The organism is Falsiruegeria mediterranea M17 (genome assembly GCF_900302455.1).
Classification (GTDB): domain Bacteria; phylum Pseudomonadota; class Alphaproteobacteria; order Rhodobacterales; family Rhodobacteraceae; genus Falsiruegeria; species Falsiruegeria mediterranea.
Genome location: NZ_ONZG01000003.1, coordinates 404320 through 424242, shown reverse-complemented (window position 1 = coordinate 424242; position 19923 = coordinate 404320). Strand labels below are relative to the sequence as shown.

Here is a 19923-nt window from a genome sequence, read left to right as displayed (position 1 = left end):
GTACTTTGCCCAAGGGTGAGTGGGCTGATGTGAACGAACTTGGGATCGTTTGGTCAGACTATGGTAGCGAATACAAAAAAATTTTCCGGCGACATTGCCATTGTTGGTATGTCTGTCTGCGTTCCGGGCGCGGCGTCCACGGCCGAGTTTTGGCGCAATCTGCGCGACGGTGTGGAATCCATTCAGCCCTTGAGCGAAGAGGCTTTGCTGGCCGCAGGCGAAGACCCTGCTGTGCTGGCCGATCCCAATTATGTCCCCTCTGCAGCAGTGCTCGACGGGTTTGCAGACTTTGATGCCGAGTTCTTTGGCTTCAGTCCGAAAGAGGCCGCGATCCTGGACCCCCAACACCGCAAGTTCCTTGAGGTTGCGTGGGAAGCGATGGAGAATGCAGGCCACCCGCCCGAAAGCATCCCGGGGGCCATCGGCGTTTATGCGGGCTGCGGCATGGGCAGCTATTTCTATTTCAACATCTGCTCAAATCCGGGTCTAGTGGATGAAACCGGTATGTTCCTGCTGCGCCACACCGGCAACGACAAGGATTTCCTGTCCACCCGTGTCAGTCACGTCTTCGACCTGAAAGGGCCGTCGATCAACATCCAGACCGCCTGTTCTACCTCTCTTGTGGCCATCCACTATGCCAGCAAGGCGCTGCGCGATGGCGAGGTCGATATGGCGCTTGCGGGCGGTGTCACCATCGAACTGCCGCAAGGGCGCGGATATCTCTACAAGGAAAACGAAATCCTGTCGCCGGACGGCCACTGCCACGCCTTCGACCACCGGGCGCAGGGCACCGTGTTCGGCTCAGGCTCGGGCGCGGTGGCGCTGCGGCGACTTGAGGATGCGCAAGCCGATGGCGACCACATTTGGGCGGTGATCAAGGGATCAGCCGTGAACAACGATGGCGCGGCCAAGGCGGGTTACCTCGCTCCGAGCGTTGACGGTCAGGCCGCCGCTGTGAGCGCCGCGTTGAAGGACGCGCAGGTGACGCCCGAGACCATCGATTATGTCGAATGCCACGGCACCGGTACCTATCTGGGCGATCCCATCGAAATCTCGGCCCTGACCGAGGCTTATCGCGTCCAGACCGACGACACCGGCTATTGCCGCGTTGGCTCGGTCAAGACCAACATCGGCCATCTGGACACGGCTGCCGGCATCGCCGGGCTGGTCAAGGCCACGCTTGGACTGCATCACGAACAGATCCCCCCGTCGCTGGGGTATGAAGCCCCGAACCCCGCCATCGATTTTGAGACCAGCCCGTTCAAGGTCAATGATCGGCTGGACGACTGGACTTCTCACAAGGGCCCGCGCCGCGCCGCCGTGAACGCGCTTGGCGTTGGGGGCACCAATGCCCACACGATCCTCGAGCAAGCACCCAACCGGGGTGCCTCGGACGAGAGCGACTTTCCCTTTCACATCCTTTGCCTGTCCGGCCGCTCACGGTCTGCCCTGGATGCCAATGCCAAACAGTTGGCCGAGCATCTGCGCGCCAATCCCGATGTCAATCTGGCGGATGTGGCCTATACCCTGAAAGAGGGTCGACGTGCCTTTGATAAGCGCCGTGTTCTGGTGGCTGAAACGCCTGAGCAGGCCGCCGAGATTCTGGATGCAAATGACCCCCGTCAGGTGTTCACCCATGACGCTATCTCGGGCACACCCGACACGGTGTTCATGTTCCCCGGCGGTGGCGCACAATATGCGGGCATGGCGCGTGACCTGTATGAAACCGAGCCGGTCTTTGCCGACTGGATGGACCGCGGGCTGGAGCATCTGCAAAAGCAGCTCGACTATGACATTCGCGCCATCTGGCTGCCCGAAGAGGACACAGGCGAGGCCGACGCCAAGCTGACGCAGCCGTCTGTTCAGCTGCCGCTGATCATGATCGTGGAATATGCTCTGGCACAGCTTTGGATCGACTGGGGCGTCAAACCGGCCGCACTGGTCGGTCATTCCATGGGCGAAAACACCGCCGCCTGCCTGGCCGGGGTCATGTCGTTTGAGGATTGCATCGACTTGGTTCTGCTGCGCGGGCGTTTGTTTGACACGGTGCCTGCGGGCGGGATGCTGTCGATCTCGCTGCCGCTGGCCGAGGTTGAGGCGCTGGTGGGCGATGATCTGGACATTGCCTCGGTCAACGCCCCACGCCTGACGGCCGTCAGCGGACCGCAAGAGGCGTTGGACAAATTGGCGGAAACCCTGCTCGCGCAAGACATCGATCACCAGCGGATCGCCATCGACATCGCGGCACATTCGCGGATGCTAGAGCCGATTTTGGCCGACTATCGTGCATTTTTGCAAAGCATCACACTCAACCCGCCACAGATGCAAGTGCTGTCAAACCGCACTGGACAGGTGCTGACGACCGAGCAGGCGACCGACCCCGACTATTGGGTGGGTCAACTGCGCAACACCGTGCATTTCGCCGATTGCATCGACACGCTGGCCGCCGAACCCTCGCGTCTGTTCCTTGAGGTCGGTCCGGGCAAGGCGCTGAGCTCATTGACGCAAATGGCCGATGGGGTTTTGCCGGGGCAAGTGCTCAGCTCGCTGCGTCACCCGGATCAGGACATTGCCGATGACGCCTATTTCTTGCAGGTCATTGGCCGTCTTTGGGCCTGCGGGGTCGCGGCAGACTGGGCACAGATCTGGGGCGAGGCCAAGCGCCATCGCCTGCCACTGCCCACCTATGCGTTCCAGCGCAGCCGCTATTTCATCGAACCCGGCACAAAGGCTGCGCGGGTCAGTACTCCGGCACTGAAACGCTCGGATGATCTGTCCGATTGGGGCTCGCGTCCCGCGTGGCGTCCGCGTCTGGCGGAATGCGATGTGGACGTCGAGAGTGAACTTGACGAAACCCAGCCGCTGAAGTGGTTGATTTTCGAAGATGACGAGGGTGTTGCCGCCTCAGCCATCGACCGCCTGACCGCGGCGGGTCATTCCGTGACGCGGGTGCGCGCGGGTGACACCTATGCCAAGCTGGGCGACGACCTGTACCAAGTCCCGCCCGAGCAAGGGCGACACGGCTTTGACAGCCTGTTCCATCAGCTGACCGAGGCCGACCGCCTGCCGGATCGGATCGGGCATTTCTGGCTGGTGACACGGTCCGAGACCTTCCGCCCTGGGCACAGCTTTTATGACCGCAACATGGAGCAGGGCTTCCTGAGCCTCACCTCCTTGGCACAAGCCATGACCAGCGTCGAACTGCCTGACGCTTTGCACATTGCCGTTTTCACCTCGGGCGCCGCGCAGGTGCGTGGAGAGGAACTGCCCTATCCCGAAAAAGCCACCATCGCAGGCCCGGCCGGGGTCATCCCGCATGAGATGCCCGGCGTGACTTGCGCCACGGTCGACATCGATCTGCCCGAGGTCGAGGCGGCGGGTTTCTGGTCGCGCGGACGCAAAGCCTCGCCCTTGGGGGATGATACCCTAACCAACCGCATTCTCGAAGAGCTGCTGGCGGAACCGGGCAACTCGATCGCCGCGCTGCGCGGCAATCAGCGGTTTGGACAAAGCTACAAGCGCCTGCCGCTGGATGCGCCCGAAGGCCCGGTGTTCACCGACGGCGGCACCTATTTGATTACCGGTGGCTTTGGTGGCATCGGTTTGACACTGGCCGCAGATCTGATGCGGAACAACGGGGCAAATATCGTGCTGTTGTCGCGCGAGGATCTGCCCGCGCAGGATCAATGGGCCGACTACCTGCACAGCCACAGTCCCAACGACCAAATTGCCCGCCGGATCAATGCGCTGCAAGACCTGCAAACCATCGAAACCGGGCAGGTCGTGGCTCTGGCGGCAGATGTCTGCAACATTGATCAGATGCGTGTCGCCGTGCGACAGGCCGAGGATGCATTTGGTGCTTTGAATGGTGTGATACATGCCGCAGGCCATATTGCCGACGGCCTGATCGCCACCAAGAGCGAGGCCGAAATCCAACAGGTTCTGGCCCCCAAGATCAACGGCTTGCAGGTGCTGAACACCCTGTTTCCGGACGGGATGCTCGAGCTGATGGTGCTCTTTGCCTCGTCCAGTACGGCCACCCGCCCGGCGGGTCAGGTCGACTATGTGGCCGCCAACGAATACCTCAACGCCTGGGCCCGGTCGCGGCGCAATGCAGCGACGCGGGTGATTGCGGTGAATTGGGGCGTTTGGGCCGATGTCGGCATGGCCGCCGACGCCATGTCGGCCCGCACCGGCGGCACACAGCCGACCGAGCGGGAGGCCATCGACGCGCCGTTGCTGGATGAGATGGGGTTCGACGCCGATGGCAACCGGATCTTTGTCTCGACCCTGTCACTGGATGACACTTGGGTTCTGGACGAACACCGCACCCGCGATGGCACCGCGCTGATGCCTGGCACCGGATACATCGAATTGGCAGCCCAAGCGCTCAAGGCGCATGGGATCAAGGTGCCATATGAGATCCGCGATCTATTCTTCTTCCGCCCACTTGAGGTGAAGCCGGGACAACCGCGCGAGATCGTTGTCCGGTTGGAACAAAAGGCAGACGCCGTCGGGTTCACCGTGCACAGCGCCGCCACTGACGGTTATGTCCTGAACGCACAGGCCACGCTGGCCTTTCTGGATGCCACGGCCCCTGTCCCGGTGTCCCTGCCGGACATCGCAGCCCGCTGCCCCAAAACCGAAACCGCCCCCGCCGAGGGTCGGCTGCGATCGCCGCAAGAGCGTCATCTGAACTTTGGCCCCCGCTGGCATGTGATCCGCAGCACCGCCTTTGGCGACGGTGAAGGCGTCGCGCGACTGGTGCTGCCGGATGTCTATGGCAGTGACTTGGCGCAAGGGTATCAGCTGCATCCCGGTCTGATGGATCTGGCCACCGGCTGGGCGATCTCGCTAATCGATGGCTATGACAACGACGCGCTTTGGGTGCCGGTCTCATACCGCAGCCTGCGGGTTTATGCGCCGCTGCCTGCCGATTTGCGCAGTTGGGTCCGGCTGTCGCCCGGGGCCACGCCCATCGGCGGCTTTGCCTCATTCGACGTGACCTTATTCGACACCCATGGCACGGTCTGCGCCGAGATCGAGGGCTTTCAGATGAAGCGCCTTACCGAGGCGCTGAGCCTTGAAGCCCCCGAGACGGCTGATGCGAGCTCGGCTGATCTCGGCTTGACCGCGCGCAGCATGGACACACCTCTGTCACCCGAAGAGCAGCGCCTGCACCGTCAGGTTGCCCAAGGTATTCGCGCCGACGAAGGTCCCCAAGCCCTGCGCCGCGCGATTGCGGCAGGTCGCCCGCAGGTGGTCCTCAGCTCGCTGGACCTGCCCGCGCTGATCCAGCAGGCCGACGCAGTGTCAGAGACATCGACGGACGAAAGCCAGAGCTTTGAACGCCCGGACCTGGACACCGAATACGTCGCGCCGGAAAGCGAGATCGAAAAGACGCTGGCCGGGTTCTTTGAAACCCTTCTGGGCGTCAGTCAGGTCGGTACACAGGACAGTTTCTTTGACCTTGGCGGGCATTCCCTGATCGCCGTGCGACTGTTTGCACAGATCAACCGGACCTATCAGGTCGAGTTTCCCATCTCGGTCCTGTTCGAAGCGCCAAGCGTGGCCCGGATCGCAGAACGGATCGCAGCCCGCGTGGGCGATGTTGCATCCCCGGACGGCCCCTCATCGCAAAGTGACGGACCCGACTTCAAACATTTGGTGCCACTGCATCAGGGCGCCGAGACAACCGCAAGGCCCTTCTTCCTTGTGGCCGGCATGGGCGGCAACGTCCTGAATTTGCGGCACTTGGCGCTGATGCTCGGCCGTGACCGCCCCGTCTATGGCCTGCAAGCGCGCGGCTTGATCGGGGACGAGAAACCCCATCATGATCTGGTCGAGGCCGCAACCGCATATGTCGAAGAGCTGCGGCAGGTGCAGCCCCATGGCCCCTACATGCTCAGCGGGTTTTCCGGCGGCGGCATCACAGCCTATGAGATGGCCCAGCAACTCAAGGCGGCCGGAGAAGAGGTCTCGGTTCTGGCGCTTCTGGACTCGCCGCAACCCATGCGCCCGGTCCTCAACCGCACCGACAAGGCGCTGATCAAGCTACAGGAATTCAAACGCAAAGGCCCCGCCTATTTCAGCGAATGGGCCCGCAAACGATGGGAATGGGAGGTGCGCAAGCGCAACGCCCCCCGTCCGGAAGAAAACGTCGCAACGGCCTTTAACAATGTGAAAGTTGAGCTGGCGTTTCTTGACGCGATCAAGATCTACGAAGTCGAGCCTTGGGACGGCCCATTGACCCTGTTCCGGCCCCCCCTCGACAAACACTGGAAGGTCAGCGGCAACAAATGGGTGAGCTCGGAACGCGAGTACGTCTTTGCCGACAACGATTGGGGCAAATGGGCCCCAAAAATCGAGGTGGTCGAGGTACCGGGCGATCATGATAGCATGGTCCTTGTGCCGAACGTCTCGGTTATGGCCGAAAGACTGCGAACCTATCTGGATCAGGCCGACGCAGGTGTCACCTGGCCCAAAGCAACGGCTGCCGAGTGAACAACATGGCAGATCCCACGGTCCTCACAATTATCCTGAACTATCGCACGCCCGATCTGACGCTGAAGGCCTGCGAGGCCGCGATGCGCGAAATGGAAGGGATAACCGGCGAGATCGTGGTGGTCGACAACGCCTCTGGCGACGGCTCATTCGACATCCTGCAACAGGCGGCGCTGGATAGGGGTTGGACCGAAGACAACCGCTTGCGCGTCTTGCAAAGCGGCTGGAACGGGGGGTTTGGCGCGGGCATGAACTTTGGCATGCGGGCCGGGCTGACGTCTGGCCAAGTGCCGGACTACTACTATCTGCTCAATTCGGATGCCTGGCCAGAAGCCGGTGCCATCCGCCTGCTGCGCGACTTTTTGCGCGACACCCCTACGGCGGGGCTGGTCGGCAGCCACATCAAGGGCCCCGATGGGGTCACCCATACAACCGCCTTTCGCTTTCCCTCGATCGCCGGAGAGTTCGAGGCCGCAGCGCGGACTGGTGTGATCAGTCGCCTGCTCAAAGATTCCATCGTGCCGCTGCCGCAACCCACGGCCATTTCCCGCGTCGACTGGACCGCCGGGGCTAGCCTGATGATCAAAAGCGAAGTGATCGAGGCCACCGGTGGGTTTGACGAAAAGTTTTTTCTCTATTTCGAAGAGACCGATCTATGCCGCCGCGCCATCAGCGCCGGATGGTCGACGCACTATCAGCCTGACAGCCATGTGGTTCACATCGGCTCGGTGAGCACAGGCATGAAGACCTGGAGCCGGACCCCGCAATATTGGTTCGATTCCCGGATACGCTACTTCACAAAGAACCACGGCGTTTTCTACACGATCCTGTCGACCTTGGGTCTGATCACCGCTGGCACGCTCTGGCGGCTGCGCAGGCTGGTGCAGCGCAAGCCGCAAGCTGATCCCGACCGGTTTCTGATCGACTTGATCTGGCACGCCATAGCCACCCCATTTCGCGGCCCTGCCCACCCGGTGCCCGCCGCCCCCGTTTCCATTCTGGAGGACCCCAAATGACTGGATTTTCCTGCGTTATCATCGGCAATGAATCCCTGTTGATCGGATGTGCAGATGCGCTCTTGGATCGGGGACATCAGATCAAGGCCGTGATCTCGTCTGACCCGACGATCAAGTCCTGGACCGCCAGCAAAGGCCTGCCGCAAGCGGATGAGCTGTTGTCTTTGACCGATCAGTTTCAGCCGGGCGATTTTGACTGGCTGTTGTCGATTGCAAACCTTCAAATCATTTCGGATCAGATCCTGGCCCTGCCTGCCAAAGGGGCGGTGAACTTCCACGATGGTCCCCTGCCGCGCTATGCCGGTCTGAACACGCCCGTCTGGGCGCTGCTGAACGGCGAAACCCGATATGGTGTCACCTGGCACATGATCGAAAGCGGCATCGACACGGGCGACATCCTGGCCCGGCCCGGGTTCGACATTGCTGAGGATGAAACCGCACTGTCGCTGAACTCCAAATGCTACGCCGCCGCGCTCGACAGTTTTGCGGATGTGCTGACGCAACTGGAAACCGGGCTGACCCCCACGCCGCAAGACACCACCGACCGGCGCTATTTCGCTCGGGATGACAGGCCCGAGGGTGGCGGGGCGCTGGACCTGACAAAATCCGCACCCCAGATCGCGGCCCGCGTCCGGGCGTTGCATTTCGGGGAATATTGGAACCCGCTGCTCAGCCCCCGTGTCGAGACGGGCACCCGGTCTGTTCTGGTTGGCCAAGCCATACCCACCGGCACCAACAGCGGCAAAGCGCCCGGTACGGTGTTGGAATTTGACACAGGCGGTCTGATTGTGGCCACTGGTGATGGCGATCTGCGGCTGGACCACTTGCGCAGCCCGCATGGCGCACCTTTACAACCGTCCGAGATCGCAGCTGTTGGCGACATCTTCTCCCACCTAACGCCCGAGCAATCAAAGGCACGCACAAGCGCAATCAGCGCCGCCCTTGCTGCTGAACGGCACTGGCGGCCCGCGTTGCAAAAAATGCAACCGGTGCAGATGCCTCTGGCCGGGGACACGACCAGTGGTGAATGGGATGCGGTGCGCATTGCCGTGCCTCATGGCATCGACGTCCGTTACGCGGGTGTCGCCGCGCTCCATTGGGCGCAGCAAGGGGATGGCGCCGAAATGGTCACCGTCGCCTTGACCGGTGACACGCTGCAATCGGCAGCAGCCAAGGCACCGAACTATGTGGAGCCGTGGGTCCCGCTCACATTGAGCGCTGAAAATAGCGTTTCGAACCTCGCAGAGCGGCTGGCACAGGCGACTGAGACCGCGGACGGTCTTGGCGCGTTCCCTTCGGACCTGCCAGCGCGTGACCCCGAAATTCAGAACTTCGCCCTGCCACAAATTGCTGTGTCTCTGGACGGCGCAGGTCCTGTTCCCGGAACGCTGGCCACCGTGTCGCTGTCCCAGGGCCAAGCCACCTTGCACATTGACAGAACAGCCGTCGACGCGCGCAGTGTCGAGTTGTTGGCGCAGCGGCTGGAAACCGCGATGGAGGCCGTGCGCGCAGCCACCGAAGACACGACGCTGGCTGATATCTCGATCCTTTCGGCGGCGGAACGCGCGCAGGTTCTGACAACCTGGAACAGCAGCGCCCGCGACTATGACCGAACCGAAACCCTGCACCAGGCGTTCGAGGCGCAGGTCAACCGCACCCCCGAGGCAATCGCCCTGGTGATCGAAGATCACCAGCTCTCCTACGGCCAACTCAACACCCGCGCCAACAGCGTGGCCGAGCGTCTGCGGGCGATGGGGGTTGGCCCCGGCGCGCATGTTGGCCTGTACACCGACCGCTCGCTGGACATGGTTGTAGGAGCTTTGGCGATCCTCAAGGCAGGCGGAGCATATGTGCCGCTGGACCCGGCCTATCCGGCAGACCGGATCGCGCATTACATCGCCGACAGTCAAGCCAGCGTGCTGCTGAGCCAGAGCGCTCTGGCAAGTAACCTGCCCGCTTCTGACGCTGATGTACTGTGCATCGACACCGTCGAGACAGACCCGAATGCGCAGGACGTGGATGGTGGCGCGACGGCTGATGACCTCGCCTATCTGATCTACACCTCCGGCTCCACCGGGACGCCCAAAGGTGTGATGGTCGAGCACCGCAACGTAGCCAATTTCTTTGCCGGGATGGATGATCGAATTGATCATTCGACGGGCGCAGTGTGGTTGGCGGTCACCAGCTTGAACTTTGACATCTCGGTGCTTGAGCTGTTCTGGACCTTGGCGCGCGGCTTCAAGGTGGTGCTGACCGGCAATGAAAACCGCGCCGTTGTGTCGAATGGACCGATTGCGCGCAGTGACCGGCATATTGATTTCAACCTGATGTATTGGGGAAATGACGACGGGCCAGGGCCGAAGAAATACGAGCTTCTGCTTGAGGGGGCCAAATTCGCTGACGCTCATGGGTTCAATGCGGTCTGGACGCCCGAGCGGCATTTTCACGCCTTTGGCGGCCCCTACCCCAACCCGGCCGTGACCGGGGCAGCAGTGGCAGCGGTGACCAAGAACCTGTCGGTGCGCGCAGGCAGCTGCGTCGCCCCCCTGCATCACCCGGCAAGGATTGCCGAAGATTGGGCCGTGATCGACAACCTGACCGGGGGCCGCGCGGCCATCGGTTTTGCCTCGGGCTGGCAACCGGATGATTTCATCTTGCGCCCTGAAAACACCCCTCCGCAGAACAAACCCGCGATGTTCGAAGCGATCGAGACCGTGCGCAAACTTTGGCGGGGTGAGGCCGTAGGTTTCCCCAAGGCCGACGGCTCCACCCATGAGGTCATCACTCAACCCCGTCCGGTGTCGGATGAGCTGCCCGTCTGGGTCACCACCGCAGGCAACCCCGAAACCTGGATCGAGGCCGGGCGCATCGGCGCCAATGTGCTGACCCACCTTCTGGGGCAGAGCATCGACGAGGTGGCGGAAAAGATCCACCTGTATCGAGGGGCCCTGCGCGAGGCCGGACATGACCCGGACGCGCATCGCGTGACGCTGATGCTGCACAGCTATCTGGCTGACACACGAGAAGAAGCCGCCCGCATCGCGCGCGAACCGATGAAGGATTACCTGCGCTCGGCTGCTGCTTTGATCAAGCAATACGCCTGGGCCTTTCCTGCCTTCAAGAAACCCAAAGGCGTGTCGAACCCGTTTGAGATGGATCTGGGGCAACTGACCGAGGACGAACTGGAGGCGATCCTGGATTTCGCGTTCGAGCGGTATTTCGAGGATTCCGGCCTGTTCGGCACCATCGACGATGCCGTGGTGCGTGTCGAAAGCCTCAAGCGGATCGGCGTGGATGAGGTTGCTTGCCTGATAGACTATGGCATTGACCCCACGCTGGTCATGGAGGGGCTGAAGCCATTGGCCGAAGTGCTCAAACGCGCCAATGCACCAAGCACGCTGGCCGAGGATGACTATTCCCTGGCCGCTCAGATCATTCGCCACGACGTGACTCACCTGCAATGCACCCCGTCCATGGCCCGCATCATCGCCATGAACGATGAGGCGCGCGTGGCCCTTGGCCGGGTCGAGCATCTTTTGCTGGGGGGAGAGGCGCTGCCGGGCGATCTGGTGGACGATCTGCGCCATTGCACCAAGGCGCAGATCCTCAACATGTACGGGCCGACCGAAACCACGATCTGGTCGACCTGCCGCGTGGTCCCTGCACAGGCCACCGGAATCGTCGACATCGGCGCGCCGATTGCCAACACCTCGGTCTATGTTCTGGACGCCACGAGTGCGCCCTGCCCCATCGGTGTGCCAGGTGAGCTGTTCATAGGTGGCGAAGGTGTAACGCGCGGCTATTGGCAACGCTCCGAGCTGACCGACGAGCGGTTTGTGCTGGATCCCTTTGCGGCCGAGGCCGGGCTGACCGTCACTGCCGCACCGTTGATGTATCGCACCGGCGACATGGTGCGGTGGCGCGCGGATGGGACGTTGGATTTCCTGGGCCGTGCCGATCACCAGATCAAGATCCGTGGCCAGCGGATCGAGCTGGGCGAGATCGAAAACGCACTGACCGGTTTCGCTGGCGTTCGCTCCAGCGTGGTCATCGCGCGCGAACACGGCGGCAACACGCAGCTGGTGGGCTATATCACCACGGATGCGCCGGTTTCGGACGCTGCCCTGCGCGACCATCTGGCCGAGCGTTTGCCCGAGGTGATGGTGCCCACGCACATCATGACACTGGATGCCTTGCCGCTGACGCCCAACAAGAAAATCGACCGCAAGGCGTTGCCCGATCCGGTGCCACAGCGCAGCACCACGCCCGCTGCAACCAGCGCACCCGCAAGTGGCGACGTCCAGACCCGGATCGCCGCAATCTGGTCGCGCATTCTGGGTGTGGCGGACATCCGGGCGGACGATAACTTCTTTACGCTTGGGGGGCATTCGTTGCTTGCGGTGCAGGCGCATCGTGAAATCCGCGAAACGCTGGAGCTGCCGCGCCTGTCGATCACCGACATCTTTCGCTTCCCCACCCTGTCGGGGCTCAGTACGCATGTCCAAGCCGACAAACCGACCAAGGAGACCCCGGTCGAGGATACGGCAGCCCGCGCGGACACCATGTCCAAACGTCGTGCGATGCGAGCCGGACGGCGGATGAAAACCCAATGATCCAGGCCGACCACACCACCGCCTTGATGCTGGCCGGGGCGCTTCTGGATCCAGTCATCGCCGTGTCCGCCACGGATCCGCGCGGCGATCACGCGGCCTATGACGAAGAACTGGCCGCAATCCCGGGCGCGGTGTCCAAAAGATTGCGGGAATTTTCGGCAGGCCGCGTTGCGGCGCGACAGGCAATGGCCGAACTTGGCGCGCCACCGCTGGCCGTGCCGATGGGATCTGACCGCGCCCCGATCTGGCCTGCCCCGCTTGTCGGGACGATCACCCATTGCGATACGGCCTGCCTGGCCGCCGTCGCCTGGACCGGCGAAGTGCGGATGCTGGCACTGGACATCGAGGAAGACACGCCACTGACCGATGATCTGCTGGACACGGTTTGCACCTCGGCAGAACGCCGCTGGCTGGACACGCAGCCTGACCCCGGTCAGGCCGCCAAGGCGATCTTTTCAGCCAAGGAATGTGCCTATAAGGCGCAATATCCGCTCAGCCAGACCCTCTTTGATTTTCAGACACTCGAAGTCGAGCTCGGCGACGATCACAAACAGTTTGTTGCGCGTTTCACCCGATCCGTCCCGCCCTTTGCCCAAGGGGATCAAATCCCGGGCAAAATTGCCCGTGGCGATGGGTTGATCGTGACATCCGTCGCAGTTCGCGCGTGAAACCCAAGTGTAGGCGCGCTACAGTACTTCCCGACCCCAATCGGAGCATAAGACCCCCAAGATGCGTTTGGTTCTGCTGATCCTGCTTGTCGTGATCCTTCTGGGCGCTGGCGCCTGGTGGGTCTGGTTCAAACCGCGCCTGCCCGCGCCCGAGATGGTTACTGCCACCTATGCCAAGCCGGTGCCTGCCCCTGATGGGCCGATGCAGGTCTACTTTCTGGGGCACAGCCTGGTCAATCAGGACATGCCCGCGATGCTGGCGCAGCTGGCGCCCGAAGGGCACGACTACAACAGTCAGTTGGGCTGGGGCACGCCGATGAAAGCCCACTGGGAAGAGGATGTAGAGATCCTGGGCTTTGACGAAAGCAACGCCCAACCGGGCGTCTTTCGAGCCGCCAAAGAGGCCATCGGCTCGGGCGACTATGACGCTGTGGTGCTGACCGAGATGGTCGAGCTGAGCGATGCCATCAAATACCACGACAGTGTGAAATACCTTGGCCAGTGGGCCGATCTTGCACATGCGAGCAGGCCGGACGCGCCGATTTACCTTTATGAAACATGGCATTGGCTGACCGACCCCAAAGGTTGGGAGGTTCGGTTGGAGCAGGACCTGGCAGACCTGTGGGAAAACCGCCTGCTGCTGGCGGATCTGGCGCGTCACCCCGACCGGCCCGTGCATGTGATCCCCGCCGGGCAGGTGCTGTTGAATTTCATGCGCGCCATGCGCAACGCAGGCGGTGTCGAAGGCATCGACGGTCCCGAAGATTTGTTTGGCCTTGATCCAGAGGGCAAGCTAGATCCGATCCACATGGGTGATCTGGGCAACTATCTGGTGGCGCTGACGCATTACGCAGTGCTGTATCAGAAATCGCCCGTGGGCCTGCCGCACACGCTGATGAAGGCGAATGGAACGCCTGCGCAGGTGCCCTCTGACGCAGCCGCGCGATTGATGCAACAGGTCGTCTGGGACACGGTCACCAGCTATCCCAAGACCGGGGTGCCGCAATGAGCTGGCTGTCCACCCTGATGGGCGTGTTCTTTGTCGGCCACAGCCTGTTCGGCCCCACCAACCCGCAAATGATGGCGCAGGTGCTGGATCGCGCTGCGCCGCAGGCGCAGGTGGATTATCAGATCATCAACGGCGCACCGCTGTCCTACAACTGGACCGAGGCGAACCGGGGCGAGGGGTTGAACGCACGCCGCGCATTGGCGGGCGGGGATTACAACGTGGTGATCCTGACCGAGGCGATCCCGCTGGCCAATCAGATCGAGTTCAACGACAGCGCAGGCTATGCCCGCAAGTATTTTGACCTCGCCACCGGCGCCAACCCCGAGACGCGCGTTTTCTTGCAAGAGACCTGGCACGATCTGCGCTCGGGAAGCGGAGTGGACATCGAATATGACGAGGGCGACGGCACCCCCTGGCTGCAGCGGATCGAACAGGATCTGCCAGTGTGGGAAGGGATCGTCGAAGCGGTAAACACAGACCGCGCGCCCGAAGTGCCCCCCATGCAATTGCTCCCGGCCGGACAGGCCATTGCGCGGCTTGCCGATGAAATTGCCGCAGGGTCCGTGCCTGGCATCGGGCGCATTGACGATGTGTTTTCCGACACCATCCACCCCAACGACCTGGGATTCTATTTCCTGACCATGGTGCAATACGCAGCCATCACCGGCGAAAGCCCCGAAGGTCTGCCGCGAAAGCTGCGTGACAAATGGGGCGGATCGTTCAAGGCCCCGAACCCTGCGTTGGCTCAACGGCTGCAACAGATCGCGTTTGAGGCAGTCTCGGCCTATGACGCCGTTCGTCCAAAGCCGGGGGCGGCGCAGCCGGTACAGGCGGACACCCCGCCTGCACCGGCTGCGCCGGAGGCGCCTGTGGCAACCGACACGACCACGGATCCCGTCCCCTTGCCAGAGGGGTTTCCTTCGCCGCCCGAACCCGAGGGCCGTGTGCCCCTGGCGATCGGGCTGGCGGGTGTCAACGACTGGTCTGTGCAACAACCGTTTCTGGACGTAATGAAAACCGCCCGCCCCTGGATCGGCCATCTGCCGCGCCAATTTGGCGGCGCCTCGCATGATGACCTGCAAGCCGCAGGCTATCTGGACGAGTATGGCTGGCCTGTCGAAATCCCGCCCGAGTTGGGTTCGATCGGGACGTTGATCCTGACCGATTTGCCGCCTGATGCGGTATCGACAACGGGGCGCTATGCGTTGCGCTATCAGGGCAAAGGGATCGTCGAGGTCGGCGGCCGCGCCAAGAATGTGCGCTATGGCAAGAACCGGATCGAGTTCGACTTTGAACCCGGCCCCGGCCCCGTCGACATCCGCATTCAACGCACCCATCTGGGCGGCGATTACATCCGCAACGTCTCGGTCGTGAAGCTGGATCATGAGGCCGCTTATGACGCGGGCGCGATCTTCAACCCGCTGTGGTTGGATCATCTGCAGGGGTTTCAGGTGCTGCGTTTCATGGATTGGATGGAGACGAACAATTCGACCCAATCCAACTGGGACGGTCGACCGCGCCCCAGCGACTATACCTATGCCCGCCACGGCGTTCCGCTGGAGGTGATGGTCGAATTGCTCAACCGCACCGGCGCGGATGGGTGGTTCAACATGCCCCATATGGCGGATGACGATTACATGCGGACCTTTGCCGAATATGTTCGTGACACGCTTTGGATCGATCAAAAGGCTTATGTCGAATATTCCAACGAGGTCTGGAACTGGCAGTTTCAACAGGCCAATTGGGCCGATGAGCAGGCTCTGGCGGCTTGGGACAAAAAGGACCACTGGGTCGCCTTCTATGGCGGGCGGGCGGCTGAAATGGCGCAAATCTGGGCGCAAGTGTATGGCGATCAGGCAACCGAGCGGATGGTGCGCGTGATCTCCACCCAAACAGGTTGGATCGGGTTGGAGGAGCTGATCCTCGAAGCGCCGCCTTGGGTTGCTGACGACCCCGGCCGCAAACGTCCTGCCGACTATTTCGATGCCTATGCCGTAACCGGGTATTTCGGCGGTGTTCTGGGGCTTGAGGATCGCCGGGACATGGTCGAGGGCTGGCTGGCGGAAAGCCGGGCGCAGGCGTCGGCGCAAGGCAAGTCCGAGGGCTTGAGTGGTGAGGCATTGCAGGAGTACGTCACGCAGCATCGCTTTGACGCCGCCTCGGCACTGGCCTGGGTTGAACTGCGCGACGGGCTGGTGAGCGGTCAGGCAGAGGACTCGCTGGCGCACAACCTGACCGAACGCCTGCCATACCACGTCCAAATTGCCGACACCTATGGCCTGGATCTGATTATGTACGAAGGCGGCACACATGTGGTCGGCGTCGGACCGATGGTCGACGACGATGAACTGACCGCCTTTTTCACCCATCTCAACTATTCGCCAGAGATGGGCGCGCTGTATACCGAATTGATCCGTGGCTGGCATGCACTTGGCGGAAAACTGTTCAACGCCTATGCAGATGTTTATCGCCCCAACAAATGGGGCAGCTGGGGCCACCTGCGGCACCTGAGCGATGACAACCCGCGGTGGCAAGCGTTGTCAGCGTTTCGATGACCTGGACCGTCAGCATCATCCTGCCCGCACACAACGAGGCGGATTATATCGACGCCTGCGCCCGGGCATTGTTGCAGAGCGATCCTTTGCCAGACGGATGGCGAGCGCAGGTGATCATCGTGGCCAACGGATGCTCCGACGACACCGGCGCGCGGGCCAGCGCCCATACCAGCGCCGCTGAGGCGCGCGGATGGGAATGGCGGGTCATCGAGTTGGACCAAGGCAGCAAACCCGGCGCGTTGAACGCCGGAGATACCGCCGCCGTGGGCGACGTACGCGTCTATCTGGACGCCGACGTTCTCATGTCCCCCGCGCTCTTGCCGCAGTTGATCGCTGGACTGGACAGGCCCGAACCTGCCTATGGTGGCGGGTCACCAGTGGTGTCCAGGGGACACAGCTGGATCACGCGCACCTATGGGCGGTTCTGGGTGACGCTTCCCTTTGTGGCGCAGGGCTCTCCGGGATTTGGCGTGTTTGCCATGAACCAAGCGGGGCGCGCGCGATGGGGGGACTGGTCGCAGATCATATCGGACGACACCTTTGCCCGGTTGAACTTTGCCCCGGCCGAGCGCATTCGCGTGGAGGCCGCATACCACTGGCCACTGGTCGAAGGGTTTCGAAACCTTGTTCGGGTGCGCAGACGCCAGAATGAGGGCGTCGCGCAGATTGCCAAGCTGTATCCCGAGCTGTTGTGCAACGATGACAACGCGCCGATGGGTGTGAGCGGATTGTTCCAACGCATGCTGCGACATCCGGTGGGATTTTTGGTTTACGCCACCGTCGCCCTGGCGGTCAAAACCCCGCTCTTTCGCACCACATCGGATTGGGTGCGCGGGCGCTGATCATCGCGCTGCCGCGCGAAACAGATCGCCCAGCTTACGGGCCTGATCGTCGATGTCGTGACGTTGTAGAACCCGAGCACGCGCGGTTTCACCCATGCGGTTCAGATCTTCGGTGGGTGTCTCTGCAAGCATTTCGATCGCATTGGCCAACGCTTGGTTATCGCCAGCGGGGACAATCCATCCGGTTTGTCCATCAAGCACCAACTCGGGCGTGCCAGCAATATAGGTCGCAATCACCGGGCGCGCGTTGGCCATCGCCTCCATGATCACCATGGGCAGGCCTTCGGCAAAGCTGGGCATCACCAGCGCATGGGCCGCGTCGATCTCGGCCCGCACACCGTCCTGATCCAGCCAGCCGGTGAAGCGCACCATGTCGACAAGTCCCGCCTGGGCCACGGCCTGTTCCAGATCGTTGCGCATCTCGCCGTCACCAAGCAATGCCAGCTGCATGTCCGGGTGGGTGTCTTTCAGTCGGCGCAGCGCACGCACCAAAACCATCTGTCCCTTTTGTTCCACAAATCGCCCAATGGCGACCAATCGCAACGGGCCGTCCGGCACAGGCGCAAAAGCTTCATAAGCCGCGGATTCGATCCCGCAATGGACCACATGCAGCCGGTCCCAGGTGGAAAAGTTTGCCCACCGGCAGAGTTGACTGCGACCAAACGAACTAACACCGACCGCAAATGCCGCATGATCCAGTTTGTCACCCAAAGACAGGCTGTGCGGAGCATCAAATTCTTCTGGTCCATGAACCGTGAAGGAATAGCTCGGCCCACCCAGCACATGGGACAGCATCGCCACCGCTGCGGCATTGGTTCCGAAATGGGCATGAACATGTGCGACACCATCCGCCCGGCACCGCTGCGCGACATGCGCGGCCTCGGCCAGATAGATCAAGTGCCGCAATATGCCGATTTGCGAGGCACGGCCCAAACGCCAAGCCATGGCCAGCCCCTTGGCCGTCTTGATCGGGGCGCCAAGCGTTTGCTTAAACGCATCGCCAAGCAGGCCAAGCGCGCCGCGATCAAGAACATAGCCGGTTTTCTCTGCCTCGGCCTGATCTCGGGCATCGACCAAGGTGGAATCGCTGCGGCGCATGGCCAGGCGGGTGATGTCGAAACCCTGCCGCTCCAACGCCTGGACCTCGCGCCGGATAAAGCTGTGCGAGGGTTGCGGATAGGTGTTCAGGACATAGGCGATTTTCACGAGGAGGCACCGAAGATATGGGTCATCCAAGTCGTAACCTGTTGTCTGCAATCTGAAAAGCAGGGTCAAACAATCGGTTTTTGTTGTGTACCCCAATACCTACAGGCACTATCCCCCCAATTGCAGGGACATGGGGGCTGCAGGACAAGATGAACAGGATGGTATCAGCCTTTGCCGGGTCCGGCCTGATGGCGCGTGTGCTGCGCAGCGCCTCGTGGTTGATCATCGGTTATGGCGGCAGTCAGGCATTGCGGCTGGCGGCTAACCTGATCCTGACCCGTATCCTATTTCCCGAAGCCTTTGGCCTGATGGCGCTGGTCAGCGTTGTGACTGTGGGCTTGAACCTGTTCTCGGACGTTGGGATCGGTCCGTCCATCGCACAGAACAAACGCGGGGATGACCCCGATTTTCTGGACACGGCCTGGACCATTCAAGTGATCCGGGGCGTGTTTCTGTTTGGTTTGGCCTGGGCCCTGGCCGGACCTGTGGCCGCGTTCTATGGTGAGCCGGACTTGAAACTCTACTTGCCGATTGCAGCCGTTGCGCTGCTAGTTTCGGGATTCAACCCGACGCGGATCGAAACCGCCAATCGGCATCTGCTGGTGGGGCGGCTGACGCTGTTGGATCTGGCAAGCCAAGTCATCGGAATAGGGTTCATGATCTGGTTTGCCATGGCCACCGGTTCGGTTCTAGCCCTGGTTCTGGGCGGTGTGGTGCAGGCCGTCGCCAAGCTGGTGCTCACGCACTACGGCTTGCCCGGCCCGCGCAACACGTTCCGCTGGGAAAAACCCGCCGCTTATGAAATCGTGCATTTTGGCAAGTGGATTTTCCTGAGCACCGGCCTGGCCTTTCTGATCAGCCAAGGCGACCGGGCGATCCTGGGCCGCTTCCTGACGCTTGAGGTCTTGGGGCTCTACAACATCGGCTTCTTTCTGGGCAGCTTCCCATCGATGCTGGGCCACGCGGTTTCGCCAAAGATCATGATCCCCGTGTATCGTGACCGCCCCGCACAAGAGGACCCGGCGATGCTGCGCAAGCAGAGGCTGCTGCGGGCCGCCATGACTTGCGGGATTGTTGGACTGCTGCTGGTCATGGCCGCTGCGGGCCCGTGGCTGGTCGATGTCCTTTATGATGATCGCTATCACCTGTCCGGCCCCATCGTGACCCTGATCGCTTGTGCGCTGATCCCGCAAGCAATCATCATGACCTATGACGCCGCCGCCCTATCCGCCGGAGACAGCCGGTCATTCTTTGTGCTGAGCTTGGTCAAGGCCACGTCGCAGACCCTTTGCATCATCTTTGGTGTTCTGAACTTTGGTCTGCTGGGCGCGATGGCCGGGCTGGGATTGTCGATGATCTTCACCTACCCCGCCCTTGTCTGGTTGAGCGTAAAGCACCGCGTCTGGGACCCGCTCCACGATGCCATAGCCATTGCCATTTCAAGCGCGGGCGTTGCTCTGCTGTTGTGGTATCACTGGGACCAGATCAACAACTTGTCCCAGATGTAGGG

Annotated in this window: 9 protein-coding genes; 8 read left to right on the top strand and 1 reads right to left on the bottom strand. The window is 61.9% G+C overall.

What is annotated here, in order from left to right:
• The first annotated feature begins 60 nt into the window (after positions 1-60).
• From TRM7615_RS08125 to TRM7615_RS08095, 7 genes are all read left to right on the top strand, one after another.
• Positions 61-6504, top strand: a complete 6444-nt coding sequence (locus tag TRM7615_RS08125) for a type I polyketide synthase (protein WP_108786394.1) — start codon at positions 61-63, stop codon at positions 6502-6504.
• Between the two features lie 5 nt (positions 6505-6509).
• Entirely contained in the window at positions 6510-7520 is a 1011-nt protein-coding gene (locus TRM7615_RS08120; RefSeq protein WP_108786497.1) for a glycosyltransferase family 2 protein, read from the top strand.
• Positions 7517-12133 (top strand): MupA/Atu3671 family FMN-dependent luciferase-like monooxygenase, encoded by a 4617-nt coding sequence (locus TRM7615_RS08115; protein WP_108786393.1) that lies wholly within the window; start codon positions 7517-7519, stop codon positions 12131-12133. The genes TRM7615_RS08120 and TRM7615_RS08115 overlap by 4 nt, the downstream gene beginning before the upstream one ends.
• The gene (locus TRM7615_RS08110) at positions 12130-12801 is read left to right on the top strand and encodes a 4'-phosphopantetheinyl transferase family protein (protein ID WP_108786392.1); all 672 of its coding nucleotides are present in this window, start codon (positions 12130-12132) and stop codon (positions 12799-12801) included. Before TRM7615_RS08115 ends, TRM7615_RS08110 begins: the two co-directional genes overlap by 4 nt.
• Positions 12802-12862: 61 nt before the next feature.
• Positions 12863-13810, top strand: coding sequence for a hypothetical protein (locus TRM7615_RS08105; protein ID WP_108786391.1), 948 nt, complete (start codon positions 12863-12865; stop codon positions 13808-13810).
• Positions 13807-16365, top strand: a complete 2559-nt coding sequence (locus TRM7615_RS08100; RefSeq protein WP_108786390.1) for a hypothetical protein — start codon at positions 13807-13809, stop codon at positions 16363-16365. Before TRM7615_RS08105 ends, TRM7615_RS08100 begins: the two co-directional genes overlap by 4 nt.
• Positions 16338-17207, top strand: a complete 870-nt coding sequence (locus TRM7615_RS08095) for a glycosyltransferase family 2 protein (protein ID WP_306417721.1) — start codon at positions 16338-16340, stop codon at positions 17205-17207. The genes TRM7615_RS08100 and TRM7615_RS08095 overlap by 28 nt, the downstream gene beginning before the upstream one ends.
• Here TRM7615_RS08095 and TRM7615_RS08090 read toward each other — a convergent pair whose 3' ends face one another.
• Complete coding sequence (locus TRM7615_RS08090; protein WP_108786388.1) at positions 17208-18413, bottom strand: glycosyltransferase; 1206 nt, start codon at positions 18411-18413, stop codon at positions 17208-17210.
• A 149-nt stretch (positions 18414-18562) separates the two neighbouring features.
• On the opposite strand from TRM7615_RS08090, the gene TRM7615_RS08085 reads away from it, so the two are divergent.
• The gene (locus tag TRM7615_RS08085) at positions 18563-19921 is read left to right on the top strand and encodes an oligosaccharide flippase family protein (RefSeq protein ID WP_108786387.1); all 1359 of its coding nucleotides are present in this window, start codon (positions 18563-18565) and stop codon (positions 19919-19921) included.
• Positions 19922-19923: the final 2 nt, after the last annotated feature.

Coding starts and splice junctions, on each gene's coding strand:
- TRM7615_RS08125 (WP_108786394.1), top strand. CDS start 61: ATGGTAGCGAATACAAAAAAATTTTCCGGCGACATTGCCATTGTTGGT.
- TRM7615_RS08120 (WP_108786497.1), top strand. CDS start 6,510: ATGGCAGATCCCACGGTCCTCACAATTATCCTGAACTATCGCACGCCC.
- TRM7615_RS08115 (WP_108786393.1), top strand. CDS start 7,517: ATGACTGGATTTTCCTGCGTTATCATCGGCAATGAATCCCTGTTGATC.
- TRM7615_RS08110 (WP_108786392.1), top strand. CDS start 12,130: ATGATCCAGGCCGACCACACCACCGCCTTGATGCTGGCCGGGGCGCTT.
- TRM7615_RS08105 (WP_108786391.1), top strand. CDS start 12,863: ATGCGTTTGGTTCTGCTGATCCTGCTTGTCGTGATCCTTCTGGGCGCT.
- TRM7615_RS08100 (WP_108786390.1), top strand. CDS start 13,807: ATGAGCTGGCTGTCCACCCTGATGGGCGTGTTCTTTGTCGGCCACAGC.
- TRM7615_RS08085 (WP_108786387.1), top strand. CDS start 18,563: ATGAACAGGATGGTATCAGCCTTTGCCGGGTCCGGCCTGATGGCGCGT.